Source organism: Agromyces sp. NPDC004153 (genome assembly GCF_053603635.1).
Window position 1 is genome coordinate 1,388,640 of record NZ_JBSGFY010000001.1, and the last position, 26,328, is coordinate 1,414,967.

A 26,328-nucleotide genomic window follows, 5' to 3' on the forward strand; every position below is an offset into this window, starting at 1 on the left:
GTGAACACAACGCGTCACGGCCCTGAATCTCGAGGGCTCGACATGGAGCGAATCATGGCGAAGGTCTTGGTGGATGGTGTCGCTAGGTCACGGCAGATGACATTGGCGACCTTCGCTCAGGGCGTTGCTGCTGAGCGCACTGAGAAGTCGGATGAGCTCATCGGTGCGGCGATCGGCTCGCCGATGAGGAACACCGGGAGTCGGCGACGGAGCCCTTGGTGGCCCGTTGTCGCAGCGGCGACCGTGGTCGGCGTGCTCATTGGTTTCGGGGTCGGGGCAGCAACCCACGAGGTCGTGCTGAATCCTTGGGGCCCAGCTGCAACCGTGATCGCGAGTACGAAGCTCGACCGCGCTCCCGGCGGGTCCCCGACGGGAACGGCCGTGATCGAACAAGACCACGCGGGGTTGCGATGGCTGAAGGTCGATCTCGATGCAAAGGTGCCCGTCGGCGACGTGCGTGAAGTCTGGTTGATCCGTTCGGATTCCTCGGGCTACCAAAGTCTTGGCCTTCTTCTCGGAATTTCGGGCCGGTTCGTGGTGCCTGATGGCATCGACCTTCGCGAGTACACCCTGGTCGATGTGTCCGCAGAACCGGCGGATGGGAATCCAGATCACTCCGGTGACTCGATCGTCAGCGGGAAGCTCGCACGGCCATGACCTCGGCGTTCAGTCCTCGCGAACCGCAGACGATGGCGGAGTTGGCGGATCGTTGCCGCGGACAACGACATGGGGTGGTCACATGACGACTGTCGTGATCTCTGGGTCATCTGGCCTGATCGGCAGCGCACTCGCGCGCAGCCTGCGCGCGGATGGCATCACCGTGAAACGGCTGGTTCGTCGGCGCACGCGACGCGATGACGAGATCGAATGGCTCACGACGGGCCAACCTCTTGATCCCGACGTTCTGATCGGCGCGCAAGCGGTCGTCTGCCTGAACGGAGCAAACATCGGGCGGCTGCCGTGGACGCGCGGATACCGACGAACATTACGCCAGTCGCGCATGGTCCCGACGCGTACCCTGGCAAAGGCCCTCCGCACTCTTGGCGCCGAATCGCCCGCGCTCGTATCGGCGTCAGCCGTGGGCTACTACGGCAACCGCCCCGGCGTGATCCTCACTGAGGGAGCACATGCTGGCACGACTTTCCTGGCTCATCTCTGCGTCAACTGGGAACGCGAAGCACAGCAGGCCGGTGACGCATGTCGTGTGGCCTGCATCAGATCCGCTCCCGTCCTCCACCGCGACGGAATGCTCAAACCGCTCATTCGCCTTACCGCTCTTGGCGCGGGCGGACCGATTGGAACAGGGGACCAGGTATGGCCGTGGATTCATCTTGACGACGAAGTGCGCGCAATCCGGCATGTTATCGAGTCAGACATCGATGGAGCAGTCAACCTGGCGGGGCCGACCCTGGCAACGGCGAACGACATCGGACGATCGGTCGCGAGCGTCTTGCGTCGTCCCTTCTTCGTTCCCGCCCCGGAATGGGCTCTCAACCTCGTGGTGGGACGAGCAGCGACCGAGTCGCTGCTCACGACAGACGCACGTGTGACAGCGGCCGTGCTCGAGAGAACGGGTTTCACTTTCACGCACCACACGGCGGCTGAAGCGATTTTCGCGGCGCTGGCAGCTCCCGCAATTCCGGCGGCCGGAGCGAAACACGATAACTAGCGCAGCTCAACCGAAAGTTGGGTTCCGCAGCGATCAATCCAACCTATCCTTTTCGCGTTCGCAGCACGCAGTGAGCTCGTATGAATGCATTCCTCCCGGAAGGAGGGGAAACATGAGCGCAGCGGCGCTTCAGGACTTCGCTCCGCACTTTCCCGTCGCGATGATCTACGACCTCGAGTACCGACTCAAGAATTCGCGCTGGCCCGATGAGCTCGAAGATGTCGGCTGGGACAACGGAATGAGCACACCTGTGCTGAAATCGTTGATCCAAAGCTGGCTGTACGAGTTCGATTGGGACCAGGCTGAGACCCGGCTCGCCGGGTTCTCCCACCATCTGGTCCCCACAGCACATGGTCGAGTTCACGTGATTCACCAGCCTGCCGATCGGGCTACGCACGAAGCAGGTATCCCGCTGCTCCTCCTTCACGGCTGGCCGAGTTCCTTCGTTCAGATGCTGCCGGTCATCCGACCGCTCTCCGCACCGGAGGCCCCGGAGGATCCGGCCTTCCACGTCGTGGCGATGTCGCTGCCAGGCTACGGGTACTCCGATCGGCCGGCCGTTCGTGGAACTGATACCGCACGCATTGCGAGCATGGCCGTTGAGGTCATGAGTGCCCTCGGGTATGACCGATTCATCGGTCGCGGCAGCGATCTCGGCGCTGGGGTACTGCAGCAACTCGCGCTCGGTCAGCCCGGTTCCCTCATCGGGTTGCACCTCTCCGGCACCAACCCGTACGTCGGGCAGCTCCCCGACGATCTCAGACCGGACGAGCGCGAGTTCGTCGAGCGGGCGCAGGAGTGGAGCCGAACCGAGATGGCGTACGCGATGGAACACGCCTCGAAACCGCAAACCCTCGCCCACGCCCTCAACGACTCCCCCGCGGGCCTCGCCTCCTGGATCCTCGAGAAGTTCCGCCGCTGGAGCGACTGCGATGGCGATCTCGACTCGGTGTTCGATCGAACGGACCTGTTGACGAACATCAGCGTCTACTGGGCCACGCAGACGATCGGATCGTCGATGCGACTGTACGCGGAGACCGCCCGAAGCACGTCGTTGGCATGGGGTCGGGTGGAGGTCCCCACCGCGATGGCGATGTCGGCGGCGGACATGTTCCCCACTCCGCGCGAGTGGGCGGAGCGTTCATACAACGTGGTCCGGTGGACCGAGCTCGATCACGGAGGTCACTTCCTCGAATGGGAGAACCCCGAGGCGATCATCGCGGATCTCAGAGCAACCGCGCGTGACTGGCAAGCGTCCTAGCACTCGGGCGGCACGATGAGACGAAGCAGCCTGCACCCGGCCTACGAGCTGGTCGACGTCGGCACGCGTCGCGCCTGGAGAGAATGGCTGGAGCGACACCATGCGGATACTCCCGGTGCGTGGGCGGTCACCATGCGAAGATCTGCGCTGGGACCAGATGCCGTGTACGTCAGCGCCCAGGACATCAACGAGGAGTGCCTCTGCTTCGGATGGATCGACTCCCGCCCCGCCGCCATCGACGACGCGAGGACGGCGCTGCTCTGCACACCACGGAAGCCGGGCGGCGGATGGTCGAAGGTCAACAAGGTGCGTCTCGAACGCCTGCTCGACGAAGGGTTGGTCGCGGCAGCCGGGCTCGCAGCGATCGAGCGAGCGAAGGCGAACGGCTCGTGGTCGAAGCTCGACGAGGTCGAGACCTTGACCATCCCGGACGACCTCGCTGAGGCACTCGACGCGTATCCTGAGGCACGGTCGAAGTTCGATGGATTCCCACCCTCGGCACGGCGGGCCGTCCTCGAATGGATCGCGTCTGCGCGGCGTGAGGCCACACGGTCTGCCCGAATCGCCGAAACCGCATCCCTCGCGGATCGCGGGATCCGAGCGAACCAGTGGCCTCGCGACCGATCGCCCGGCTCGACCAGGGACGGGTGAAATCGTGGACGAACCGAGGTTCGTGCCGGCAGATGCTAGGCGGCGGCTCGACTCCGTTCTGCCGATGCCGGGAACCGTGACTCGATCCACGCGAACAGTTCCTCCTGCCGGGCGAGGTCGAACGTCGGCTCCGCGGCGAGCGTCACACGGCCGATCTCGACGTACGCGTCGTGAAGCCCCGGATGCCGGTCGCCGAGGAGCAGGTCGACGGCGTGGCGGGCGGTGTGGCGCGGCGTCGTCGCCTTCGGCAGCACCGCCATGGCGGGCATGAGGTGCTCCCAGCCCCAGAACGCGAATTCGGGCAGGGTTCTCGTCAGCCCGGTGCCGGGGACCAGCCCCGGATCGTAGGTGTTCAGCCGATGACCGGATGCCGCCGCGCGGCGCGCCAAGGCGTGCGACAGGGTGACGAGCGCGAGCTTGCTGTCGGAGTAGGCGCGTCCTCCGGCCTGCCGTGTCGCACCCGCCGGCGAGCAGTCGGCCTCGGCGAGCTCGGCGGGCGGCGCGTACCGCGGTGATGGAAGCAAGCCGAAGGACTGCGCGCGCCCGCGGTGTGTGCTCGAACCCATGAGTACCACGTGCGATTGCGGCGCCAACAACGGCAGCAGGCCACGCACCAGCGCATGCTGGGCGACGACATTGACGGCGAACGTCTGTTCGATTCCCTGAACACTCGTGCCACGGCGATCGCCGAACTGGGCGCCGGCATTGAGCATGACCGCGGTGGGCTCGGCCACCTCGCCGGCGGCGATCAGCTTCCCGAGTACGTCGAGGGCGGCATCAACGCTCCGCAGGTCGGCGAGGTCGAGGCGGATGCCGCTCGCGCGCTGGCCGGCGGCGTGGACACGCCGCACCGCGGCCGCGAGTGCCGACGGGTCACGGGCGAGGAGGACGAGGTTCGGTCGGGATGGGTGGTCGACGAGTCGATCGAGCATCGCGGATCCGATGCCCCGGGTGGGACCGGTCAGGACGACCGTCGGCGAAGTGATGTCATGATCTGTCATGGCTTCATGATGGCTGATGTCAGATCATGACACAAGGTGTGGCTACGATGACCTCATGCCCCGATGGCCTGCCGACTCGCGTGAGCGCCTCGCGACCGCCGCGATCGACCTGTTCGTCGAACACGGCTACGGCGCGGTCACGATCGACCAGATCGCCGGTCGCGCGGGCGTGACCGCCCGCACCTTCTTCCGCCAGTTCCAGGACAAGGAGGAGGTGCTCTTCGCCGACGACGACCTGCTCCTGCCCGTCCTGCTCGAGACGATCGCAGAGCCCACCGGTCCCGTCGGAGCCGGCACGCTCATGGAGCACGCCTTGGTCGCTCTCGCCGACCGGATGCAGCCGGAACACGAGTACCTCCGGCGCCGCCAGGCTGTCATCGACACCGACGTCGCGCTCTCCGGGCGCGAACTGGCGAAGCAGGCCCGCTGGCAGGACGCCATCGCGGCCGCTCTCACCGACCGTGGGTTCCGTGCGGATGATGCGAGCCTGCTCGCTGCGATCGGGTTCGCATTGTTCCGGCGTGAGCTTCATGCCTGGCTCGCTGACGGGACACGGGACGCCCAACCGCTCGCTGACCGGGTCCGAGCGGCGCTGCCATCGCTGCGTACGATCCTCGATGTCAAGACCGCGACCTGAGCACGCCTGCGGTTCATTTCACCCCCGACTGATCCGGCCGCGCTGCGGATGTCGGCGGCGAGGGCTGGTCGTGGGTGCTGAGTTCGATGAAGTCGCTGATCGAGACCGGCACGGCACTCGCATCGGCGTGATCGCCGTGCACGCCGCGGCCGTCAGTCGGCCAGCCTCGGGCGGAATGGGACCTCCACGGCTTCCCAGGTGTCTGAGGCCGGTCGTACGGAATCAGCGCGATTGACAGATGAGCGCACGATGCCAGGCGAATTCGAAGCTCTCACCGCTTGTCCCTCGTCGACCAGGCGCTTCATTTCACGCCGATCGCCGGCGGCTCGCTGATACCGCTCCATGAGATTGACGTTCCGGTCGTATTGAGGCCCGTCTCTCCGCTCGACGGAGTGGTGCAAGGCGTACACCACGCCCTCGTGCCGTTTCGGCGGCGCTCCGAGTAGCGTCTGATGTGCGAGGTACCACGCTGAGTCCTCGAAGCCCCAGCCTCTGAAGCGCTCGTCTTGGCCTCCGTGGGATTCCCAGGTGCGTCGGGTGGTCACGTAGACGCCGGAGCACGCGTCATGGACAAGCTCGTGGTCGCAGTCCTCGAGGGCTCTGCCAGCCGCCAGTTGGGCCGTGCCCGTCGGGCCCAGCCAGTGGTAGGCCGTGTATGGAAGGTGTACGCGTCCGCTTCGGGGTGCCGCCGCGATGGCCGCCATGAGCGGCTCGGGTTCGGGGAGCGTGTCCGCGTCGCTGATGACGATCACGTCATCAGCCGTGCTGGCTCGGGTCACTGCGAGGTTGCGGATGCGGGAGAGGGAGAACAGATCATCGCCGGTATCGAGCGCTACGATCCGGAACGCTGGCAGAATTTGCGAGTACCACGCCACGACACGCCGGAAGGCGTAGAGTCGCGACGGCGAAGGCCGCCACGGAATGACGAGGGTGTCTGTCACGTGTGATTCCTCGTCGAAGACTCAGGTGTTGAGGGCATCGAACGCCCGCTCTGGTCCCGGTCGTGCCCGCTGACTCGCTGACACGGCGTCGAGCCTGGCCCGCGCGCCCTCATCCAACGCGAGGGCGTCGCCCATTGCCTCGCCCAGCTGCTCGACCCTCGCTGAGTTGGGGTCGAGGACGACACCGAAACCACTCCGTTCGACGGATGCCGCGCCCGCGAACTGATCCGATGAGAAGGGAAGGACCACGAGCGGAACCCCCTGCCCCACGGCTTCGGTGACCGAGTTGTTTCCCCCGTGCGTCACGGCCAACGTCGCCGCACTGAGCAGGCGGACCTGAGGCAGATACGTGTGGACGAGCCAGCCCTCGGGTAGGTGCCCGAGCTGCGTGACATCGGTTGATCCGGTGGCGATCGCCAGGCGCAGACCGAGCGATCTGGCGGCGTCGACGACCCGACGCAGCACATCTCCGCGGACGGAGAGGAAACTCCCGAAACTCACGAACGCAAACCGATCCGCGCCGCGTATCCATGCCTCGACATCCGGCTCCACGGTTTCGGTCCTGAGCGTCGCTCCGAGGAACCCATTCGGTGAGGCATGCTCTCGGCGTTCGTCGTCGACGAGCTCCGCCGGGTAGTTGTACAGCACCTTCGGACCGTGCGCGGCGAAGGCATCTGGTGTCGGTCGGAAGCTTTCACTGAGCCCGGCACCCACTCGATTCCATTCGGCAGTGAAGTGACCCGCGACGACCGCGCACAGCGAGGCAAGCTCCTCGAGATCACCGGGGTCGGGACGAAACGCGGAGGGCCAAGCCGTCGGGAACCCGTAGAGCTCATCGCCGATCGGCAGTGCGGTCGGATGGCCCAGCACGACGTCCCCGTACGCGACTGCAGCGGCGTCGAGTCCCAGTCGGGCGCTGAACGCGAGGTGATCCACCAGAATCTGGTCCGGGGCGACGTCCTCGACGATGCGCTGGGTGGCGCGGGCTGTGGCGTCCGGCTCCCACATGAGGTCGGCGAGCCGCTCCATCGCCTGGTATCGCAACGTCGGAATGGCGCCCTCGTGCGTCGCGGCGAAGAAGGCTCGAAGCGACGCCCCCTCGTCGCGTGGCTGATCCGTGGGGTCTATGACGCCGGCATTCGATCCGCGGCCGAGGCGGAGGTCGGACCGCTCGAAGCCGAACTCCGCGACGATATCGGCGGTGGCGGGGCCAGTGGCGACGACCACGCGCTGTCCACGGTCTCGCCACGCGGTCGCCAAGGTCGCCAGGGGAAGGAGATGGGAAGCGTAGTCGGGACTGATCACCAGGAGGGTCATCTCGCAATATCCTGTCGCTCGAGTCGCTCGCGTTCGTCATCTGCGACACCTCGGTAGACCACTCCGAGCGATTCAGACATGCGCTCGATCGTGAAACGGTCGCGGACCATCTGTCGCGACCGTTCGGAACGCGCGTTGCTGTCCAGACCACCCGCTGCGGTCAGTGCCCGGTCGAGCCCTCCGCGAAGGCGCTCAACATCTGACGTGGCCGCGAGCATCCCGGTGACGTCATCATCGACATACGTAGCCGGGCCACCAGCGTCTGGCGCGACGACGAGAAGCCCCGTCGCCATTGCCTCGAGCAAGGCGATGCCGAATTCCTCCTTCACGCTTGCGCAGGCGTAGACACCGCCGGGCGCCACCAGATCGGGTAGCCCCGTTCGCGCTGCGGCGAGCCAGCGAATCGCGATGTCGTTCGGACGATGACCGGGGAGAAGCAGGCCGGCGGCGGACCGCTCGGCGGACGGCACCACACGTTCGATGAGCTCGAGCTGGTGCCGTTCGTCAACGGAAGGGCGCTCCAGGTTCCCTCCGATGATCAGGAGGTTCGCGCGTCGATGCAGCGGCGATCCAGCCCAAGCCCCCACAAGCGTCGCCATCCCCTTGACCGGATGCAGTCGCCCGAGGCTGACGATGAGCGGGAGACCCAGGCGTTCCGCGGACAGGTCCTGGATGAGGGCACGCAACTCGGCAAGCGCCGGCACCGGCTCGCCGCCTGTCGCGTGCGCCCACGCGTCCTCGACCGCCAGGTCGATCGTCTTCATGTCGACGCCCTCCGGTACAACGGCGTAGTGCTCTGGAGTCACGTTGAGATCGATCCCAACGAGTCGACGGAGATCCTCCTGTAGACGAGGCCGCGGGAAGAGGACCGTTCGCGCGGCTCCGGCCGCTAGGTAGCGCACCAACTGCGCTCGGAACCAGAAATGCTCGACGAGATCGACTTCGCCGAAGTTGTCACGACGGAGGACGCCGGATCTCTCGAGCGAGTCGATCAACGCGTGAGGGTCGGGTGCCAAGGTGAACACGTACGGTATTCCGAGATCACGGGCGACATCAGCGGCTGCGAGGCTGCCGACGTCCGCCATCCGCAAGTGCAACACATCGACGTTGCCCGCCTGCTGCAGAATTCGTCGAATCCCGCGCCGCACGACGACCCGGAGCGGCCACGCCTCTGCCGCGGGCCCGGCGGTCCGGTGCAACGGAATCTGCGTCAAGGCGTGCCCCTGGCGAAACGTGCTGAGCGCCGCGAGGCTTCGTAGGGCATCGCTCGTCGAGCCGCGCGACAGGGTGAGGACGCGGCCCACTCCCGTGTCGGTGTCACTGACGAGCGCGTCACCCAACCTGACGAGCAGTGTGGCGATGCCCCCAGTGTCACCGGATCCGGCCGAGCTCAACTGCGAATCGATATCGGCGTGCAGGAAGAGCTGAGCCACGGTGAGTCCCTCATTGCGCGGCTGCGGCATCGCAGTCACGGGTTCCAGGTCGATGAGCGCGAGGCGTGCGACCTCTGCCAGCAACCCATCCGTGGCGGCGAGCGAACGAACAAGACGGATGAGCCGCGCATACGGGGGCCGTTGACCCAATGCTGAAACGGCGGCGACTCGAACGGCTTCGGACTCGGTTGCATCCATCGCCACATTCGCGAGTGGCGTGATGGGCGTCGGTCCTGGTACCAGGCCCAGTGTCTCCACCACACGGGCGCGCGCCTCGGGCTCGTCGGTGTGGGCGAGGGCGTTCATGGCACTTTGCATCACCAGGTCGGCGTTCGACGACGACCACTGCTCAAGCGTCTGCTGAGCGACCATTCCCGAGAATCCTCCGGCGATGGTCATCTCGAACAGGACGCCGGTGGCGTCGGCACGTGGCGGCGTCGCACTGAGGGCCCATGCTGCGTGTTGTCGGACGAAGGCCCGATCATCGGAGAGCATCCGGACGAGCGAGCGTTCGACCTGGTCGTCCTGCACTCTTCCGAGTGCATGCGTGCACGCAACAGCAGTGAGTTCGTCATCGCCCATTACGCTCTGCAACAGCAGCCGAACGGTGGAAGCCCGCGGATCTCGTCTGGCTTCGGCGGTCAAGTCGTCGGCGAGCTGCAGTGCCTCGACGATGGTTGAGGCACGGTACACGCCATCGAGCGCGGTCAGCACTCCCAAAGCTGCTCCCCTCCACTCAGAGTGTGAAAGCCTCGGTCGCTTTCGCCGAGGTCCGGGACAAACAGCCGACGCCCGCGTCGACTATGAATTCCTCCAACGGCGAGGTCATCCATCGTCGGTTTGAATCCGCCTCCCGATGGTTCTCGGGAAGAGCCCTGGCCGTTCAAACGTCATTCCTCCGAATCGAATCCGTTTCGAGGTTTGCGGCACCGCAGCCTGCACACGGCGCCTTCATCAATCCCTTCCGGTTGGTTCGGTGAAACGGATGCATTGACTTGGGATCGAGATCCGATGCATCCGATCCCAATCGCTCGGCGGAACTCCTTCATGTGACGCACCATTCGACCTTCCACTGGAGTGAACATGAAGCGCGCCGCCACCGTCGGCGTCCTCGCCGTCGCGGTCATCGTCTTGGCCGGGCTCGCCCCAGCACAGGCATCCGACGGTTCGTCGAGGCAATCACCGCATCCGATGCAACGGATGCGTCGTCGCCGGCCATCGGGCCGGTCGATCTGCCGCTCGAAGGGGGCGTGAACTTCACCGCTGTCGCTCACCTGACCGAGTCGGGTGACCCGACCGCCACCCTGTTCACGAACGACACGGTCCCGACCGCAGCGGGTCAGAGACGGTTGACCGTCCGCCATGTCGCCGCGGAGGCCCCTCGGAGAGGGACGGCGGGGTGGGAACCCTACCTCCCACCCCGCCGCGGCCTCCAGGGGAGGCCTCTCCCGCCGAGCGACCCGAACTGAGCTCGGCGAGCAGGACCCGAGGGATCATCCTTGGGAGGACGGGCCAAGGTCGTCGACGCGCGACGATCAGTCGGGTTCGGGACCGACTCGGGTTTGCTCGAATCGTAATCGCGGCATCCGATGCCCGCACCGCCCCGAATGAGGGACATTCGGTTTTCGCGCGCCGTGCGCGCAAGCGCGGGATGGCGCGGCAGCGGGGCGCCCGCTAGGCGGTCGGCCAGTCGACGGAAGCCTCGTAACCGGTGTGCTCGCGAAGGTACGCGGCGATGAACGGGCAGCGCGGCACGATGCGCTCGCCGCGGGCGACGGCGTCGTCGAGCGCGAACTTCGCGAGGCGGGTGCCGAGGCCCTGGCCGCCGAACTCGGGGCGGACGACGGTGTGCGTGAAGACGATGCCGTCGGGGGTGGTGCGGAACTCCGCGAAGCCGGCGAGCTCGTCACCGAGGGTGAGTTCGTAGCGTCGGGTCGCGTCGTTGCGTTCGATGGTGATGGTGTCGTTCATGCGTCCTCCTGCTCAGGACAACGCGGGTCGGGTCGTGCGGAATTCCTGCGCACGACCGATTCGGGTGTCCGGCGGCTCGTCGGCTCGCTTCGCATTCCGCCGCAGCGCGCGGTGCACGTCGTGCGACGCAGCGGCTCGGGCCGGTGCGCGCGGAGTCCGGCCCCGCGTCCTCGGGGACGTATGGTCCTGGGTGACGCGAGTGCGCGGGCGATCGGCCGTGACGGCACCGGCGTGCAGGGCCGCCCCGGCACGGATGCGTCGGACGTGACGCTGCTGCTGTTCGACGACGGGATCGGGCGCGGCGTGCGTGATCGCGACGAGGGCGATGAGCCAGGCGAACACGAGCGTGAACGCGACGATCTCGAAGACGGTGAGGTTGAAGACGCCCATGCCGTCGTAGGCGACCATCGCGACGACCTCGATCGCGATCGACCCGTACGACGCGATCACCATGGAGCGCGGGAGGCGGCGCGCCCAGACCTGGACGCCCAGGCAGAGCACGGCGAACGAGGCCGCCGCACCGCACGCGGCGAGGTTGTGCAGGTCGGTCGCGCCGTCGATCGGCACCAGGCCGACGCCCATGAGGCTCATGCCGATCAGCACGATGAGCACGCGCATCGCGGTGAGCCCACCGCGCCGCACCCCGTACCTCGGGTCGGAGACGGCGCGGGTGAGTCCGGCCGACATCGCGGCCATGCCGGCACCCGACACGACGATCGCGATGTTGAAGCACGCCGCGGCGAAGTCGTCTGAGGTGCCGAGCGTGCTGAAGTTGTGCGTCCACCACTCGCCCGTCGGCGTGAGGCTCATGCTCGCGAGGCTGCCGGCCGCGAGCAGCATGGCGACGAGGTTGAAGGTGCGGTACGCCTCGTGGTCGATCGCGTGGCGGTGCAGGCGGAACGTCCCGTAACCGAGCACCGAGCCGAGCGCGACGGCCGCCACCACCTGTCCGCCCGGGAAGACCTCGAACGCCTCGCGCGTGAAGTGCACGCCGAGCAGCGCGATGGCGCCCCAGGTCATGCCGTTGGCGCGGGCCCGGGCGTCGCGACCGAGGCCGGGCAGGCCGAGCCTTCGCAGCGCCGTCACACCGCCCCGAGAAGCGGATGCCACGACGAGCGCGGCGCCCACCACGGCACCCGCGGCGAGCGACGGCAGCGCCCACATGAAGCCGATCGGCGCGAGTCGTTCCGCGACGCCGGCGTCGACCGCTCCGCTCACGAAGCCCGACGAGAACTCGTGGAAGGCGACGATGGCCACCGCGAGCGCGATGAGCGCGGCATACGCCCGCCGCATGATCGCGGCACCCCGCAGCGGGTCGAACCGCTGCGAGCCGGGGCGCCGCAACCCGACACTGCTCGCGGGTCCACTGAACGGTCGACCGTGCCCCTCACGGCCGACGCTGCCCGGGCGGACCCTGCGCCGCTGTCGCCGATCCCCCCGGTTCGACGACGCCAGGAAGCTCCCGGCCCGCGCACCCCTCATATCCGAACTCTCGATCACGGGAATCAGATGTGTGCCGAGCATAACGGCGGCCGACGACACCGGCCATCGGCGTTACACCACGCACATACCGATCTTCGGCTGATTCCCAGCCTGCCCGGCGTGTCCGGCGGTGTGCACCCCCCGTTCGGGGCATCCCTCGCCATTCGGGGCGTCACCGCGCGCGATGCCCCAGGAACGACGAAAGCGGCCCGCAACCGCGAACCGCTTTCTCCACCGCGCGCCCGGAGGGACTCGAACCCCCAACCTTCTGATCCGTAGTCAGATGCTCTATCCATTGAGCTACGGGCGCATGGGATGTCGCCCGCGCGTCATCGGCGATCAGGCAACCACGTAACTCTAACCCACGCGCTCCGTTCACGCCAATCGAGGCGGGCCGGACGGGCCAGCGGCATCCGCCGTCGGTCAGTGGTCGGCGTGGTCGGGCCGGAGTGCGTCGAGCGCGGCCAGCTGGCGACGGTTCGCCACCTGCCGGTACGAGGTCTCGATGAGCTCCGCGAGCAGGTCCCAGTCGGTGTCGGGCGCGTCGAGGTCGGCGCCGACCCAGTGGTCGCGGCTGTAGTAGGGCACGCCGTAGAAGCGGCCGTCCTGGAGCAGCGCGAGGTGCTCCTCGGGGTCGGTCTTCACGACGATCGACAGCGGCTGCTCGGAGGTCGCGGCGACGTGCACGAAGATCGGCTTCGCGGCGCGGAACGTCGGCCGTCCCCACGCCTCGACCTCGACGGCCTCGGGCAGCGCGAGGCAGATCCGCCGCACCCGCTCGACGAGGGGATGCCCCGGGTCGACGACGCGCGGATGCTCCACGGCGCCAGCCTATGGGCGAGGCCGGCGCCGCGGCATCCGCCTCAGGACCTCAGAACTCGACGCCGCAGGCCGCGTAACTGCCGAAGATCTGCTCGCCGTACGCCTCGAAGGCGTGGTCGATGCCCTTGCCGTCGGTCGCCCGCACGGAGTTCGGGTTGTGGCCGGCGATGACGCCGTCCTGCCCGACGGCGCCCTTGACCATGAGCGTGAACGACGCGGGCGCGCCGGTGTCGGCGTAGGCGTCGATGATGCAGTCGGCCTCCTCCTGCGTGATGAAGCCGTTGACGACGTCGCCCTGGATGGCGTCGGCCACGACGAGCGTGAACCACGCCTGCGAGTTGGATCCGGCTTTCGCGTTGCCCTGCTCGGATCGACTCGGGTTGTAGCATTCGTGCGCGTAGGCAGCAGCGCCGCTGCCGAGCACGAGGGCCGCGGCGAGACCGACCGTCGCCCCGGCGTACGTGAAGAGCTTCCTGGACATGTGTCTCCTTCGGGTTCCGGCGCGTCGGGTTGCCGCGCCACGACCCAACCTCGCGGAGCCCGGTGGGCCGTCGCATCAGGCATACCACTCACGTCCTCGCGCAGCGGACCCCCAGTGCTGGGCACGCGATGGATGCCGCGGCCCTGCGGCATCCGTGCGACCCCGCGGCATCCGGGCGAGGCGACCGACCGGCTCAGCCCTTGACCGCGCCCCCGAGCCCGGCGCTGCGCAGGAACAGCCGCTGGAACATGAGGAACAGCAGCACGGGGATGAGCGTCGAGATGGCGAGCGCGGCGAGGAACACGTCGAGCTCGGTCTGCGACTGCACCGCCGGGAGGCGCACCGACAGCGGCTGCACCGCCGGGTCGGGCAGCACGAGCAGCGGCCAGAGGAAGTCCTTCCACGCCGAGATCACCGCGAACACCGAGACCACGCCGAGCACGGGCTTCGACATCGGCAGCACGATCGACCAGAACACCCGGAGCGGGCCGGCGCCGTCGGTCTTCGCGGCCTCGAACACCTCGCGCGGGAGACTGTCGAAGAAGCGCTTCACGAGCAGGATGTTGAACGCGTTCGCGGCGGCGGGCAGCCACACCGCCCAGTACGTGTTGAGCAGCGAGACGTCGATGACTGGTGGGTGGAGCACCGTGAGGTAGAGCGGCACGAGCAGCACGACCGCGGGGATGAACAGCGTCGCGAGCACGAGCGCGTTGAGGATCGGCGCGTATTTCGGGCGCAGCACCGACAGCGCGTACCCGGCGGTGGTGGCGATGAGCAGCTGGAAGAACCAGGAGCCCGCCGCGACCCAGATCGTGTTGAGGAAGTACTGGTCGATGTGGATGTCGTTCCACGCCGTCTCGAGGTTCGCCCAGTCGATGCCGTTCGGCCAGAGCGCGAACGGCTGGCTCAGCGTGTCCTGCGTGGGCGTGACGGCGGCCTTGGCGAGCCAGAGCAGCGGTCCGAGGCCGGCCACGACGAGCCCGATGAAGAGGAACACGTGCACGAGGCTGAGCGACCCGCGCACGCTGCCGCGGCGACGGTCGAACGCCGAGAGGACGCCGCGGTCGCCGAACTCGTCGGTCGCGTCCGTGCGACGTCGCCGGAGGAACCAGCGGGAGCCGCGGCGCCCGGGTCGACCGGGCCGGCCGGAGTCCTCGGCGGCGTCGGCCTCGGCGCCGTCGGGGCGCTCGAGGAGGGGCTGGACGGGTGCGCTGGTCAATTCGTGCTCCAACGTTCGGTGAGCTTGAAGTACAGCCAGCTCAGGAGCCCGAGGAAGATCGCGAGCATCAGGCTGAGCGCGGTGGCCTCGCCGTAGTCGCCGCCGAGGCTGTTCTGGAAGGCGTAGCGGTAGATGAGGAGGAGGATCGTCAGGGTCGCGTTGTTCGGACCGCCACCGGTGAAGAGGAAGGGCTCGAGGAACACCTGCGACGTCGCGATGACCTGCAGGATCAGCATGATGAACAGCACGCCGCGCAGCTGGGGCAGCGTCACGTGCCAGAGCTTGCGCCAGATGCCGGCGCCGTCGACCTCGGCGGCGTCGTACAGCTCGGGCGGCACGGAGATGAGCGCCGCGAGGTAGATGATGATCGACCCGCCAGCCGCTGCCCAGGTCGCCTCGATGACGAGCGAGGGCATCGCGGTCGCCGCGGACTGCAGCCACGGCTGCGGCGGGATGCCGAACCACCCGAGGATCGTGTTGAACACGCCGTCGGGGCTCGCGTTGTAGAAGACCTTCCAGAGGAGCACCGCGACCACCGGCGGGATGACGACCGGCAGGTACGCGAGCGCGCTGTAGAGGCCCTTGCCCCGGCGCACCTCGCTCATCATGACCGCGAGGATGAGCGGCAGCGGGAACCCGAGGATGAGCGCCAGCACCGCGAAGTACAGCGTGTTCGCGATCGCGACCCCGAGGTTCGGGTCGCTCAGCACGTTGACGAAATTGTCGATGCCGACCCACTCGGGCGTCGTCACGAGGTTCGTGCGCTGGAAGCTCATGATCACCGACTGCACGATCGGCGACCAGCTGAACACCCCGAAGACGATGAGCATCGGGGCCAGGAACGCGAGGTTCCAGAGGCCGCCGCCGCGGATCCAGGTCTTCGGGTTGCGCCTGCGGCTCGGGCGAGCGGATGCCGCGGGCGGCGCGTCCGGGTCGGGCGCGGGCCGCGCGGCCGCGGGCTTGGCGGTGAGGGTCATCGGTGATCCTTCAGTGGTTCGGGGAGGGCGCCGCGGGTTGAGGAGGGCGGAGCCCGTCTCGAAACCCGCCCGGGGAGGAGGGGGTTTCGAGACGCCGGCGGGGCCGGCTCCTCAACCCGCGATCACGGCCTACTCGTCGAGCAGCGCCTGCGCGTCCACGTCGATCTGCTGCAGCAGGGCGTCGACGTCGGCGGCCTGGTCGGTCAGCACGGCCTGCACGAGGTTGTCCATGAGCGCGTAGATCGGCTGCGTCTGTCCCTTGAACTCGCCGACCGGGGTCTGCTCGAAGATGCCGTCGAAGAATCCGGTCATCTGGTCCTGCGGCACGTTGACGTAGGGCGCGATCCACTCCTGCTGCTGGTCCCAGGTGTCCTTGTCGAGCACCGGCAGCACGGGGGTTCCGACGGCCTGGTCGGAGGCGGCGAGCGCCTTGGCGTCCGCGACCGCGGCATCCTCGTTCAGGAGCTTCTGCATGTAGTACCAGTCGATCCACTCGACGGCCGCGGCCTTGGTCTCGTCGTCGAGCGTCGGCGGCATCACGGCGATGTCGCCGCCGCCGAGCACCCCGCCGCCGTCCTCCGTCGGGATGACGGTAAGGCCGTACTGGGCGGGCTCCATGCCGAAGTCGCGCACGAGTGCCGTGTAGACGTCGGAGCCCGACGTGTACATGCCGATGTTGCCCGCGGCGAACTCCTGGTTGATGCTGCCCCAGTCGAGGTCGAAGTTCGCGCCCATCGAGTCGTCCTCCCAGCGGAGGTCGTGGAGGAACTCGAGCGTGGCCTTCGTGGCGTCGTTGTCGATCGTCGACGTGTAGGTGCCGTCGCCGTTGTCCTCCTGGAGCTGGGCGCCGCGCGAGTCGGCCTGCACCGAGAGCTGCCAGCCGCCCGTGTTGCCGGTCGCCATCGTCGCATACCCGGCCTTGCCGGTCTTCTCGGCGATGGTCTTCGCGGCCTCGCGGACCTCATCCCAGGTCGCCGGCGGCTGCTCGGGGTCGAGGCCGGCCTGCTCGAACAGGTCGCGGTTGTAGTGCAGGCCGTTCGCGTACGCTTGGCGCGGGAAGCCGTAGATCCGGCCGTCGGCGTCGGTGACCTCCGAGATGATGATCGGGTTGAACTTGTCGGCGTAGCCGAGCTCCTCCAGCTCGTCGGTCACGTCCATGAGCTGGTCGTTCTCGAGGAGCGTCTTCGAGTCGGTGAACGGCACCGTGAACACGTCGGGCAGGCTGCCGCCCGCGAGCTGCGCCGCGAAGGTCGGGGCGGTCCACTCGTACTCGAGACCGACGATGTCGATGTCGGGGTGCAGCTCCTCGAACTGCTGCTCCTGCTCGGCGAAGGCGTCGTAGGCGGCCTGGTCGGCTCCGGGCGGGAACGTGGCGACGCGCAGCTCGAGCTTCCCGTCGTCGGCGGCGCCCTGGCTGCACGCGGAGAGCGCGCCCACCATCGCGACGGCGGCGATGCCCGCGATCGCGATGCTGCGTGGTGACTTCATTGTCCAGTCCTTTCGGTGCTGTGTTGAGGTGTGGTGTGGGACTGCCGCGGCGTGGTGCGGGCCGCGGCCTCGACGGTCAGGCGGTTCGGTGGAGCCAGGCCGTGGAGTCGGGTGGCAGCAGCCCGCCGACGAGCGGGGTGCTTGCGAGGAGGATGCGGTCGTGGTCGGGCAGGGCCATCGGTTCGCTGCCGAGGTTCGTGACGTTCACCACGTCGGCGCCGCGCCGGAACACGAGCGCCGTGGGCTCGCTCGGGAGCCAGGTCAGCGTGCCGTCGCCGAGCGACGCCTCGCGCTTGCGGATGCGGAGCGCCTGCCGGTAGAGCCAGAGCATCGAGCCCGGGTCCGCCTCCTGCGCCTGCACGGTGAGGGCGGCCCACTCGGCCGGCTGGGGCAGCCACGGTGCAGCGACCCGGCCGTCGCCCTCGGATGCCGCAGCCGGGCTGAATCCGAAGGGCGGCTCCGTGCCCCGCCAGGGCAGGGGCACGCGGCATCCGTCGCGGCCCGGGTCGACGCCGCCGGAGCGGAAGTGCATCGGATCCTCGAGCACATCGCGCGGCAGCTCGACCTCGGGCAGGCCGAGCTCGTCGCCCTGGTAGAGGTAGAGCGAGCCGGGCAGCGCCGCGGTGAGCAGCGCCGCAGCACGGGCGCGGCGACGGCCGAGCTCGAGATCGGTCGGGGTGCCGAACCGCTTCCGCGCGAACGCGAAGCCGGAGTCCTCGCGCCCGTACCGCGTGACCGGCCGGGTGACGTCGTGGTTCGAGAGCACCCAGGTGCTGGGCGCGCCGACGGGCGCGTGCGCATCGAGCATGAGGTCGATCGAGGCGCGGAGCTCCGTGGCATCCCACGGCCGGGCCATGAAGTCGAAGTTGAACGCCGTGTGCATCTCGTCGGGGCGCAGGTAAGCCGCGAAGCGGGCGGCGTCGGGCACCCACACCTCGCCGACGAGCACCCGGCTGCCCTCGTACGAGTCGGCGACGCTCCGCCACGAGCGGTAGACGTCGTGCACCTCGTCGCGGTCCTCGGTGGGATGCTGGCCCGGCGCGACCACCTCTGGCACCTCGGGCAGCGCGGGGTCCTTGATGAGCAGTCCCGCCGAGTCGATGCGCACGCCGGCGACGCCGCGGTCGAACCAGAACCGCAGGATGTCCTCGTGCTCGGCGCGCACGTCGGGGTGGTTCCAGTTGAGGTCGGGCTGCTCGGGCGTGAAGAGGTGCAGGTACCACTCCCCCGGCGTGCCGTCGGGGTTCGTCGTGCGGGTCCACGTGTCGCCCTGGAAGTTCGAGACCCATTTCGTCGGCATCTCGTCGCCGCCCTCGCCCGTGCCCGGGTGGAACCAGAACCGGGCGCGCTCGGGGCTTCCCGGCCCGGCCGCCAGCGCCTGCCGGAACCACGGGTGCTCGCTCGAGACGTGGTTCGGGACGACGTCGATGATCGTGCGGATGCCGAGTTCGAGTGCCTCGCTGATGAGCTGTTCGGCGTCGTCGAGGGTCCCGAAGGTCGGGTGGATGCCGCGGTAGTCCGAGACGTCGTAGCCGCCGTCGGCGAGCGGCGACGGGTACCAGGGGGTGAACCAGAGCGCGTCGACGCCGAGCTCCTTGAGGTAGCCGAGCCGGCTTCGCACGCCGCGGAGGTCGCCCGTGCCGTCGCCGTCGGAGTCGGCGAAGCTGCGCACGTAGACCTGGTAGATCACGGCGTCCCGCCACCACAGTGGGTCCTCCACGAGTGCGGGGGGCACCGTGCCGGGTTCCGTGAGTGGCATGGTCACGCTGTCGTTCTCCTCGGTGCGGGGCGGGCGGCGCGCCGGTTCCCGGGGGACGACGGCGTCGATACCGGGAAACGTAATGAGAGCAACAGATTGATGCAACTTTTCAACAATCAAGCATCAGCTTGCGGTTGGTTTCGTGAAGTTGCGAGAGTGCCTTGCGCATTTCCGGCACGTAGCGCGCTTGTCATGTGCCTTCTGCAGGAAGAACCGGAGGACACGCCGTGGCGGAAGTGGCGGCACGCCGCGTTCGGCGCCGTTCTTCCTGCAGAAGGGAAGGGACGGTCTGAGGGCGAGGAGCGGTCAGCGCGGCGCGGGCGCCGTCGAGGCGCGCACCACGAGCTCGGGCGCGAAGAACACCTCGTCGCCGATCGCGCCCTCGCTCGACATCTGCCGCATGAGCAGCTCGATGACCATGCGACCCATCGCCTCGATCGGCTGGCGCACGGTGGTGAGCGGCGGCTCGGTGCAGTTCATGAGCGCCGAGTCGTCGTAGCCGATGACCGACACGTCCTCGGGCACGCGCATCCCGGCCCGGCGCACCGCGCGGATCGCGCCGAGCGCCATCGGGTCGCTCGCGCAGATGATCCCCGTGACGCCGGCGGCGAGCAGCTTGGTCGCCGCGGTCTGCCCCGACTCGAGGGAGTACAGCGAGTGCACCACCCGGTCTTCACCGAGCTCGACCCCGTGTCGCTCGGCCATGCGGAGGGCGGCGGCGTGCTTGCGCCGGGACGGGATGTGGTCGCTCGGCCCGAGGAGGATGCCGATGCGCTCGTGCCCGAGCTGCACCAGGTGCCCGAACGCCTGCTCCATCGACGTGACGTCGTCGCACGACACCGTCGCGAAGCCGAGGTCGTCGATCGGCGCGTTCACGAGCACCGTGGGGAGCTTCAGCTCGGTCAGCCTCGCGTAGTGGTCGTGGTTCACGTCGGCCTGCGAGTACGCGCCGCCGGCGAAGATCACGCCCGACACCTGCTGGTGCAGCAGGAGCTCGACGTAGTCCGACTCCGAGATGCCGCCCGCGGTCTGGATGCAGAGCACCGGCGTGTACCCGTTCTGGGCGAGCCCGCCGCCGATCGCCTCGGCGAGCGCCGGGAAGATGGGGTTCTGCAGCTCGGGCATCACGAGGCCCACGAGCCGGGCGCGCTCGCCCCGCAGCTTCGTCGGCCGTTCGTAGCCGAGCACGTCGAGCGCGGTGAGCACGGCCTCGCGCGTCGAGGCCGAGACGCCGGGCTTGCCGTTCAGCACGCGACTCACCGTCGCCTCGCTCACGCCGACCTTGCGCGCGACGTCCGCCAGCCTCCTCGACATGAGCGACATGCTACGGCAGGGAACGCAAGAACTCGACGATCCGTTGCGAGCATCGACGTCAAGCCCTTGCCGGTGCGGGATGCCGGGGCCAGCATCAGGAGCATGCAGGCGTCCGGTCGAGCACACGCGGCGCGCGTCGCGGCATCCGGCACCCTCGTGCTGGCCGCGGCGCTGCTGGCCGGCTGCACGAGCCCCGACGCGACCTTCGAGGCCGCCGTCGGCCAGGGCGTCGCCGCGATCGAGACCGCCCGGCTCGTGGTCGACCAGGAGCTCGACGGCCGCACGTTCCCGACGACCGCCCTCGCGACCCTCGGCGACGCGCGCCGCGAGCTCGTCGACGCGACCGACCAGGTCGCCGAGACGGATGCCGCGGCCCCCGCCGAAGCCGAGACCCGCACCGAGGTGCTCGACGCCCTCGACGCGGCGCTCGACGCGGTGAACGCGGCCCGCGACGCACTGGCCTCGGGTGTCGGATCCCTCGAGGCCGTCGTGCCGCAGCTCGACGCGGCCGCCGAGGGGCTCACAGCCCTTGAACCGACCGCCGATGCCGCCGAAGGCGCCGCCCGAGATGCGGCCGGGAGCGACGGATGAAGCGGCTCTTCGCCGTCGCGCTCGGCATCCTCACCGCCATCGGCGGGTTCGTCGACATCGGGGACCTGGTGACCAACGCGGTGGTCGGATCGCGATTCGGGCTGGGCCTCGCGTGGGTCGTGCTCGTCGGCGTCGTCGGCATCTGCATCTACGCGCAGATGTCGGGTCGGGTCGCCGCGGTGAGCGGTCGGGCGACCTTCGAGATCATCCGCGAACGGCTCGGCCCCCGGGCGGGGCTCGCGAACCTCGCGGCCTCCTTCCTCATCAACCTGCTCACCGTCACCGCGGAGATCGGCGGCGTCGCCCTCGCGCTCCAGCTGGCCACCAGCGTGGACCCGATGTGGTGGATCCCCGTGGCCGCGTTCGGCGTGTGGATCGTGATCTGGCGGGCGCGGTTCGAGCTGCTCGAGAACGTGACGGGCATGCTGGGGCTCGCCCTGATCGTCTTCGCGGTCGCGCTGTTCATGCTGTCGCCCGACTGGGGGCAGCTCGCCGGGCAGGCGCTGCAGCCCGGGCCGCCGTCCGACGAGCCGGTGGCGACGTACTGGTTCTACGCGATCGCCCTGTTCGGCGCGGCGATGACACCCTACGAGGTGTTCTTCTTCTCCTCGGGCGCGATCGAGGAGCGCTGGACGGAGAAGGACCTCGCGAAGTCGCGGCTCAACGTGCTCGTGGGCTTTCCCCTCGGGGGCCTGCTGTCGATCGCGATCGCCGGCTGCGCCGCAGTGGTGCTGCTGCCCCGGGCGATCGACGTGACGAGCCTCAGCCAGGTCGTGCTGCCCGTCGCCGAGGCGGGCGGCAAGCTCGCGCTGGCGTTCGCGATCGTGGGCATCCTCGCCGCGACGTTCGGCGCCGCCCTCGAGACCACCCTCTCGAGCGGGTACACGCTGGCGCAGTACTTCGGCTGGTCGTGGGGCAAGTTCCGCAAGCCCGCGAAGGCCGCGCGCTTCCACCTCGCGATGATCATCGGCCTGCTCATCGCCGTCGGGATCCTCGCCACCGGCGTCGACCCGATCCTCGTGACCGAGTACTCGGTCGTGTTCTCGGCCGTCGCGCTGCCGCTCACCTACCTGCCGATCCTCATCATCGCGAACGACCGCGAGTACATGGGCGACCGGGTGAACGGCCGCGTCATGAACTTCGTGGGCCAGGTCTACCTGGTCGTCATCCTGGCCGCGGCCCTCGCGGCCATCCCCCTGCTCATCGTGACGGGAGCCGGCGCATGAACGATGACCCGAAGGCATTCGAGACGGATGCCGCGCCCCCACCGGCGGGCCGCGTGCTCGACGCCCGCCTGCACGTGCTCGACCGGCAGGTGCTCGACCGCGACGAGGTGCCCGTGACCACGGCCGACGACCTCGAGCTCGACGGGATCGAGCTCGGCGCGCGCATCGAGCCCGGCTCGCCGCCGCCGACCGTGTCGGCGATCCTCACCGGGCCGCAGCTCATGATGCGCCTGTTCGGCGGTCACGCGCCGGCCGCGAGACGGGTGAGCATCCCCTGGCGCCTCGTGGCCGAGGTCGGCACCGTCATCCACCTGGGCGTCGCGGGCGACTCGCTCGACGCCGGCTGGGCCGAACGCTGGGTGAGCCGCCACATCATCGGGCGCGTCCCCGGAGGACGCCATGCTCCTGAGTGACCTGCTCGGATCCGACGCCGTCGACGCCGACGGTCGGCGGCTCGGCGCCGTCATCGACGTGCGGCTCGAGATCTCCGGCGCGCCCGGCCAGCTGCTCGCGGCCACGGTGGTCACGGGCGTGCTCGTGAGCCCGCACAGCCGGTTCTCGACGTGGGGGTACGAGCGACGCGACGAGGACGGCCCCAACCTCATCGCCCGGTTCCAGCGCTGGCTGCACCGCGGCACCTTCCTCGTGGCATGGGACGACGTCGCGCGGGTCGACGAGGGTCGGGTCGTATTCCGAAGCGGGCGCACGGCACGCGATGCCACGCTCCCGCGCGCGCCCCGGTCCCGCTGAGTCCGTAACCGGGCAGACTGGTGTCGTCAAGGGCTCGCCGCCGGACACCGCGCGGCGTAGCGTGAAGACGACGCGGATGCCCCGAAGCATCCGCGTGCACTGGAAGGAGCAACACCATGGATCAGTCGATCGGTCGCGTCGCCGCACCGACGACGGAGGCGGGCGCACCCGACGCCCCCGACACAGCATCAACCACCGACGAACCCGACGCGCCGACCCCCCCGCCCGGCGTGCTCGGACGCGTTCGGGACCTCCCGCCGTCGGGTCGCTACGACGACACCGGCATCACCGACCTCGACGAACTGCAGCGCGCGATGGATCCGCTGGACCCGCGCAAGCCGGGTCGTGAGAACGGTGATCCGCTCGATCCCGACGGTCACGTGATCTGACGATCGCTCCTCCATCGCATGGCGGATCCCGGCCGTCATGCCCGCTTGCGGCGCGCCCCGCATAGCACGAACGACCCGGTTGCGCGCCCCCTTCGGCCCGACGTTTCCCTCGCTGTCGACGGCGACTAGAGTCGCCGCATGGGCAAGCTCATCTACAACTCCTCGACACGCGAGATCGAGATCGACGATCGCACCCTCGCCCACCTGCGCGTCGCCATCCTGAACAAGCTGCGCCGCTCCGAGAGCTTCGCCATGACGTGGGAGCACGGGGTGGAGAACGGCAGCGGTCGAACGACGATGTGGCTGCACGAGTCCATCCCGCTGCAGTTCATCTTCAGCGGAAACCGCGCACCCAAGCTCAACCGGTTCTGGATCGAGCAGATGCTCCTGTCGGCGAACAGCACCGCGGGCCTGCAGTACGTGCCCGAGCCCGCGGAGGACGACCCTATGGAGGCCGAGTAGCGGCATCCGTCGTCGTCGACTCGACGAACGGGCGGATGCCGCTACGCTCAGTCGACCGGCTCGATCTGCGTGAGCACGTAGCGCTGCTCGGCCGGCGTGAGCCGGTCGGGTGCGGGCTCGCCCGTGATCGACTCGATCTCCGCAGCCGTCTCGGCATCGATCGGCGCCGTGAGCTCCGCGAGCAGGCGGTGCTTCCCCTCGATGGAGAGGTGAGGCCACCAGCGCTCGATGGCTCCGCGGTCCGTGTCATGCGTGGTGCTCATGACTCCTCCTCGTCCCGATCCCCACTTCCCGTTTAGCAGCCCGACGGAGGCGCGGCAAGCCCGTCAGGCGGGCTGCGTCTCGGTGGAGGTCTCGACCTCCTGCACATCGACGCCGACCTGCACCGGCTGGTCGGCCGACGTGGGGATGGGATCCGTGTCGAGGTGCTCGGGCACGAGCTGGATGCCGCCCGTGCTGTTGGCCGAGCGCATGAGGTCCTCGATCCAGCCACGGCTCAGCTCGGGGGCCTCGGGCTCGTCGAACACGAACCGCAGCGGGATGGACGGATGCAGCCACAGCGTGCTGCGGCCGCGCGGCTGGTCGTCGGTGTGACGCCACGACAGGGTGAAGCTCTCACCCCGGCGGAGCTTGGTGGTGATGGCGATCTTCAGGTGCGCCAGCGCCCGGTCCTCGATGCCGATGGGGGTGCCTGAATCCCCGTAGTACAGCGTTCCCACGGCATCAGCATACGTCGCAGTCGTCCATCGCGATGCACGTCTTCGGGACATCGGGAACGGCCCCCCGGCACGAGGTGCCGAGGGGCCGTGTGAGAGTGGGAGCGCGCGACGGGGGTCGCCCGTTCCCGTGGGGGGATCCCAGGGGTCAGACCGTCCGGTTCCCGCCGATGAAGCGCACGAGGAACACGATGGCCGCGATGATCAGCAGCGCGATTCCGACCCACAGCAGGAAGTTCAGCGTGGGCACCACACCACCGGTGATGAGCAGGATGATGGCGGCGATGGCGATAACGGCGACGAGGATGTTCATGATCTCTCCTTCACGGTGATCCGCACCCGTGTTCGACGAGGCGGATCCGCCCGACGGGTGCGGGCGGGGCATCCGGACGCAGGTACGTCCGTGTCTCCGACGGTAGGGGTCAGTGGCGACACCGGCCTAGGGGTTGACCCCCGTTCGAGGGGAGTGCTAGATCCGCGGGCGCGATCCCCATGATTCCGGGGTCCCGATGTCAACCCCGCGCGGCTCCCCTCGGCGCCGCGTAGCGTGGCAGGCCTGACCGAAGGGGGGCTTCATGGTCATGAACGAGCAACTGATCGATCCGACGACCAAGCACACGACCGATCCGTTCCCGAAGCAGGAGCAGGCTCCGCCCGGGCTCACCGAACCGATGACGCCGCAGCCCGACCACGGCGAGCAGAGCTACCGCGGCAGCGGGCGCCTGGTCGGCCGTCGCGCGCTCATCACCGGCGGCGACTCCGGCATCGGCCGCGCGGTCGCCATCGCGTTCGCGCGCGAGGGCGCACGCGTGGCGATCGCCTACCTGCCGGGCGAGCAGCACGACGCGGAGGAGACCGCGCATTGGATCACCGATGCCGGCAGCGACCCGCTGCTGCTCCCCGGTGACCTGCGCAGCGAGCAGCACTGCAAGGACCTGGTCGCGCACACGGAACAGGCGTTCGGCGGACTCGACCTCCTCGTGCTGAACGCGGCGCACCAGCGCAACCGGGGCGGTATCGACGAGATCCCGACCGCGGACTTCGAGGCCGTGGTGCGGGTCAACCTGTTCGCCCCGGTGTTCCTCGCGCGCGCTGCGGTGCCGCTCATGGACGCCGGGTCGAGCATCATCACCACGACCTCCATCCAGGGCTTCGACCCGTCGAGCGCGCTCGTGGACTACGCCATGACGAAGGCGGCGCTCGTCGCGTTCACGAAGGCGCTGGCCGAGGAGCTCGGGCCCCGCGGCATCCGCGTGAACGCCGTGGCCCCCGGGCCGATCTGGACGCCGCTCATCCCCGCGACGGGATGGCCCGACAAGCTGCCCGAGTTCGGGCACAACACCCCGCTCGGACGAGCGGGCCAGCCGGCGGAGCTCGCGGGCGCCTACGTGTACCTTGCGTCGGACGAGGCGTCGTACGTGTCGGGCGCCGTGCTGCCGGTGACGGGCGGCCGGGCGCTCTGACCGAGCGCGGCCGGACGCAGAGGAGAGGAAGGAGAACCGCATGCCGGGGCGCAGGAACGCATCGCTGAAGGATCCGGAGCTCTACGAGGAGCTGCGTGACGACGGCGCGTCGAAGGAGAAGGCCGCGCGCATCTCGAATGCGGCGGCGAACCGGGGTCGCAGCGCGGTCGGCCGCACGGGCGGCAAGGCCGGCGACTACGAGGACTGGACCGTCGAGCAGCTGCGAAAGCGCGCGAAGGAGCTCGGCCTCACCGGGTACAGCGGCAAGCGCAAGTCCGAGCTGATCTCGGCACTGCGCAACCACTGAG

30 protein-coding genes, 1 tRNA gene and 2 pseudogenes are annotated in these 26,328 nt (G+C 68.8%); 14 read left to right on the top strand and 19 right to left on the bottom strand.

Annotated elements, in window-relative coordinates:
• The first annotated feature begins 54 nt into the window (after positions 1–54).
• From ACWEOH_RS06455 to ACWEOH_RS06470, 4 genes are all read left to right on the top strand, one after another.
• Positions 55–657 carry an anti-sigma factor domain-containing protein gene (locus tag ACWEOH_RS06455; RefSeq protein ID WP_452029287.1) on the top strand — a complete coding sequence of 201 codons (603 nt, stop codon included), beginning with the start codon at positions 55–57 and terminating at the stop codon, positions 655–657.
• A gap of 82 nt (positions 658–739) precedes the next feature.
• The gene (locus ACWEOH_RS06460) at positions 740–1,669 is read left to right on the top strand and encodes a TIGR01777 family oxidoreductase (RefSeq protein WP_452029289.1); all 930 of its coding nucleotides are present in this window, start codon (positions 740–742) and stop codon (positions 1,667–1,669) included.
• A 112-nt stretch (positions 1,670–1,781) separates the two neighbouring features.
• Complete coding sequence (locus ACWEOH_RS06465; RefSeq protein WP_452029291.1) at positions 1,782–2,930, top strand: epoxide hydrolase family protein; 1,149 nt, start codon at positions 1,782–1,784, stop codon at positions 2,928–2,930.
• A 132-nt stretch (positions 2,931–3,062) separates the two neighbouring features.
• Positions 3,063–3,581, top strand: coding sequence for a YdeI/OmpD-associated family protein (locus ACWEOH_RS06470; RefSeq protein ID WP_452029292.1), 519 nt, complete (start codon positions 3,063–3,065; stop codon positions 3,579–3,581).
• Between the two features lie 35 nt (positions 3,582–3,616).
• On the opposite strand, the gene ACWEOH_RS06475 is transcribed toward ACWEOH_RS06470, so the two are convergent.
• The gene (locus ACWEOH_RS06475) at positions 3,617–4,147 is read right to left on the bottom strand and encodes a hypothetical protein (RefSeq protein WP_452031943.1); all 531 of its coding nucleotides are present in this window, start codon (positions 4,145–4,147) and stop codon (positions 3,617–3,619) included.
• Positions 4,148–4,195: 48 nt separating this feature from the next.
• Positions 4,196–4,582 (bottom strand): annotated as a pseudogene (locus ACWEOH_RS06480) (SDR family NAD(P)-dependent oxidoreductase); the annotation flags it as partial.
• A gap of 55 nt (positions 4,583–4,637) precedes the next feature.
• Between ACWEOH_RS06480 and ACWEOH_RS06485 the strand changes: the two are divergent.
• Positions 4,638–5,219, top strand: coding sequence for a TetR/AcrR family transcriptional regulator (locus tag ACWEOH_RS06485; RefSeq protein WP_452029294.1), 582 nt, complete (start codon positions 4,638–4,640; stop codon positions 5,217–5,219).
• Between the two features lie 152 nt (positions 5,220–5,371).
• On the opposite strand, the gene ACWEOH_RS06490 is transcribed toward ACWEOH_RS06485, so the two are convergent.
• The 4 genes from ACWEOH_RS06490 to ACWEOH_RS06505 all read right to left on the bottom strand — a co-directional run bounded on the left by ACWEOH_RS06490 (position 5,372) and on the right by ACWEOH_RS06505 (position 10,184).
• Positions 5,372–6,160, bottom strand: a complete 789-nt coding sequence (locus ACWEOH_RS06490; protein WP_452029296.1) for a hypothetical protein — start codon at positions 6,158–6,160, stop codon at positions 5,372–5,374.
• Between the two features lie 21 nt (positions 6,161–6,181).
• The gene (locus tag ACWEOH_RS06495; RefSeq protein ID WP_452029298.1) at positions 6,182–7,477 is read right to left on the bottom strand and encodes a nucleotide disphospho-sugar-binding domain-containing protein; all 1,296 of its coding nucleotides are present in this window, start codon (positions 7,475–7,477) and stop codon (positions 6,182–6,184) included.
• Positions 7,474–9,624, bottom strand: coding sequence for a glycosyltransferase (locus ACWEOH_RS06500; protein ID WP_452029300.1), 2,151 nt, complete (start codon positions 9,622–9,624; stop codon positions 7,474–7,476). Before ACWEOH_RS06500 ends, ACWEOH_RS06495 begins: the two co-directional genes overlap by 4 nt.
• Before the next feature lie 176 nt (positions 9,625–9,800).
• On the bottom strand, positions 9,801–10,184 hold the full coding sequence (locus ACWEOH_RS06505; RefSeq protein ID WP_452031945.1) for a hypothetical protein: 384 nt from the start codon (positions 10,182–10,184) through the stop codon (positions 9,801–9,803).
• Here ACWEOH_RS06505 and ACWEOH_RS06510 point away from each other — a divergent pair.
• Positions 10,086–10,283, top strand: a pseudogene (locus tag ACWEOH_RS06510) (DUF4397 domain-containing protein); the annotation flags it as partial. The gene ACWEOH_RS06505 and the pseudogene ACWEOH_RS06510 sit on opposite strands and share 99 nt — an antisense overlap.
• Before the next feature lie 301 nt (positions 10,284–10,584).
• Here ACWEOH_RS06510 and ACWEOH_RS06515 read toward each other — a convergent pair.
• The 10 genes from ACWEOH_RS06515 to ACWEOH_RS06560 form a co-directional block, all read right to left on the bottom strand.
• Positions 10,585–10,881, bottom strand: coding sequence for a GNAT family N-acetyltransferase (locus tag ACWEOH_RS06515; RefSeq protein WP_452029301.1), 297 nt, complete (start codon positions 10,879–10,881; stop codon positions 10,585–10,587).
• A gap of 12 nt (positions 10,882–10,893) precedes the next feature.
• Complete coding sequence (locus tag ACWEOH_RS06520; RefSeq protein WP_452029303.1) at positions 10,894–12,225, bottom strand: DUF998 domain-containing protein; 1,332 nt, start codon at positions 12,223–12,225, stop codon at positions 10,894–10,896.
• A gap of 375 nt (positions 12,226–12,600) precedes the next feature.
• A tRNA-Arg gene (locus ACWEOH_RS06525) sits at positions 12,601–12,673 on the bottom strand.
• A 113-nt stretch (positions 12,674–12,786) separates the two neighbouring features.
• Positions 12,787–13,185, bottom strand: a complete 399-nt coding sequence (locus ACWEOH_RS06530) for an MmcQ/YjbR family DNA-binding protein (protein WP_452029304.1) — start codon at positions 13,183–13,185, stop codon at positions 12,787–12,789.
• A gap of 49 nt (positions 13,186–13,234) precedes the next feature.
• Complete coding sequence (locus ACWEOH_RS06535) at positions 13,235–13,666, bottom strand: hypothetical protein (protein ID WP_452029306.1); 432 nt, start codon at positions 13,664–13,666, stop codon at positions 13,235–13,237.
• 193 nt (positions 13,667–13,859) lie between these two features.
• On the bottom strand, positions 13,860–14,885 hold the full coding sequence (locus tag ACWEOH_RS06540; protein WP_452029307.1) for a carbohydrate ABC transporter permease: 1,026 nt from the start codon (positions 14,883–14,885) through the stop codon (positions 13,860–13,862).
• Complete coding sequence (locus tag ACWEOH_RS06545; RefSeq protein WP_452029309.1) at positions 14,882–15,862, bottom strand: carbohydrate ABC transporter permease; 981 nt, start codon at positions 15,860–15,862, stop codon at positions 14,882–14,884. Before ACWEOH_RS06545 ends, ACWEOH_RS06540 begins: the two co-directional genes overlap by 4 nt.
• A gap of 129 nt (positions 15,863–15,991) precedes the next feature.
• Positions 15,992–17,350 carry an ABC transporter substrate-binding protein gene (locus ACWEOH_RS06550; protein ID WP_452029311.1) on the bottom strand — a complete coding sequence of 453 codons (1,359 nt, stop codon included), beginning with the start codon at positions 17,348–17,350 and terminating at the stop codon, positions 15,992–15,994.
• Positions 17,351–17,426: 76 nt separating this feature from the next.
• Positions 17,427–19,109, bottom strand: a complete 1,683-nt coding sequence (locus ACWEOH_RS06555) for a glycoside hydrolase family 13 protein (RefSeq protein WP_452031874.1) — start codon at positions 19,107–19,109, stop codon at positions 17,427–17,429.
• Between the two features lie 306 nt (positions 19,110–19,415).
• Positions 19,416–20,423, bottom strand: coding sequence for a LacI family DNA-binding transcriptional regulator (locus tag ACWEOH_RS06560; protein ID WP_452029313.1), 1,008 nt, complete (start codon positions 20,421–20,423; stop codon positions 19,416–19,418).
• Positions 20,424–20,525: 102 nt separating this feature from the next.
• Between ACWEOH_RS06560 and ACWEOH_RS06565 the strand changes: the two genes are divergently transcribed.
• From ACWEOH_RS06565 to ACWEOH_RS06590, 6 genes are all read left to right on the top strand, one after another.
• Positions 20,526–21,014: a hypothetical protein gene (locus tag ACWEOH_RS06565; RefSeq protein ID WP_452029315.1), complete on the top strand. Its 489-nt coding sequence runs from the start codon at positions 20,526–20,528 to the stop codon at positions 21,012–21,014.
• Positions 21,011–22,240: an Nramp family divalent metal transporter gene (locus ACWEOH_RS06570; RefSeq protein WP_452029317.1), complete on the top strand. Its 1,230-nt coding sequence runs from the start codon at positions 21,011–21,013 to the stop codon at positions 22,238–22,240. Before ACWEOH_RS06565 ends, ACWEOH_RS06570 begins: the two co-directional genes overlap by 4 nt.
• The gene (locus ACWEOH_RS06575) at positions 22,237–22,653 is read left to right on the top strand and encodes a hypothetical protein (protein ID WP_452029319.1); all 417 of its coding nucleotides are present in this window, start codon (positions 22,237–22,239) and stop codon (positions 22,651–22,653) included. The genes ACWEOH_RS06570 and ACWEOH_RS06575 overlap by 4 nt, the downstream gene beginning before the upstream one ends.
• Complete coding sequence (locus tag ACWEOH_RS06580; RefSeq protein WP_452029321.1) at positions 22,640–22,990, top strand: PRC-barrel domain-containing protein; 351 nt, start codon at positions 22,640–22,642, stop codon at positions 22,988–22,990. Before ACWEOH_RS06575 ends, ACWEOH_RS06580 begins: the two co-directional genes overlap by 14 nt.
• Before the next feature lie 116 nt (positions 22,991–23,106).
• The gene (locus ACWEOH_RS06585; RefSeq protein ID WP_452029323.1) at positions 23,107–23,379 is read left to right on the top strand and encodes a hypothetical protein; all 273 of its coding nucleotides are present in this window, start codon (positions 23,107–23,109) and stop codon (positions 23,377–23,379) included.
• A gap of 138 nt (positions 23,380–23,517) precedes the next feature.
• Complete coding sequence (locus tag ACWEOH_RS06590; RefSeq protein WP_148732755.1) at positions 23,518–23,841, top strand: DUF7882 family protein; 324 nt, start codon at positions 23,518–23,520, stop codon at positions 23,839–23,841.
• Positions 23,842–23,888: 47 nt separating this feature from the next.
• Here the strand turns inward: ACWEOH_RS06590 and ACWEOH_RS06595 are convergent, their stop codons facing one another.
• The 3 genes from ACWEOH_RS06595 to ACWEOH_RS06605 all read right to left on the bottom strand — a co-directional run bounded on the left by ACWEOH_RS06595 (position 23,889) and on the right by ACWEOH_RS06605 (position 24,870).
• Positions 23,889–24,104 carry a hypothetical protein gene (locus tag ACWEOH_RS06595; RefSeq protein WP_452029325.1) on the bottom strand — a complete coding sequence of 72 codons (216 nt, stop codon included), beginning with the start codon at positions 24,102–24,104 and terminating at the stop codon, positions 23,889–23,891.
• Between the two features lie 63 nt (positions 24,105–24,167).
• Entirely contained in the window at positions 24,168–24,560 is a 393-nt protein-coding gene (locus tag ACWEOH_RS06600; protein WP_452029327.1) for a DUF7882 family protein, read from the bottom strand.
• Between the two features lie 145 nt (positions 24,561–24,705).
• Positions 24,706–24,870, bottom strand: coding sequence for a hypothetical protein (locus tag ACWEOH_RS06605; protein ID WP_187432516.1), 165 nt, complete (start codon positions 24,868–24,870; stop codon positions 24,706–24,708).
• Between the two features lie 268 nt (positions 24,871–25,138).
• Here ACWEOH_RS06605 and ACWEOH_RS06610 point away from each other — a divergent pair, with 268 nt between their 5' ends.
• Complete coding sequence (locus ACWEOH_RS06610) at positions 25,139–26,020, top strand: SDR family oxidoreductase (protein WP_452029329.1); 882 nt, start codon at positions 25,139–25,141, stop codon at positions 26,018–26,020.
• 40 nt (positions 26,021–26,060) lie between these two features.
• Positions 26,061–26,327: a DUF7218 family protein gene (locus ACWEOH_RS06615; protein ID WP_452029330.1), complete on the top strand. Its 267-nt coding sequence runs from the start codon at positions 26,061–26,063 to the stop codon at positions 26,325–26,327.
• Position 26,328: the final 1 nt, after the last annotated feature.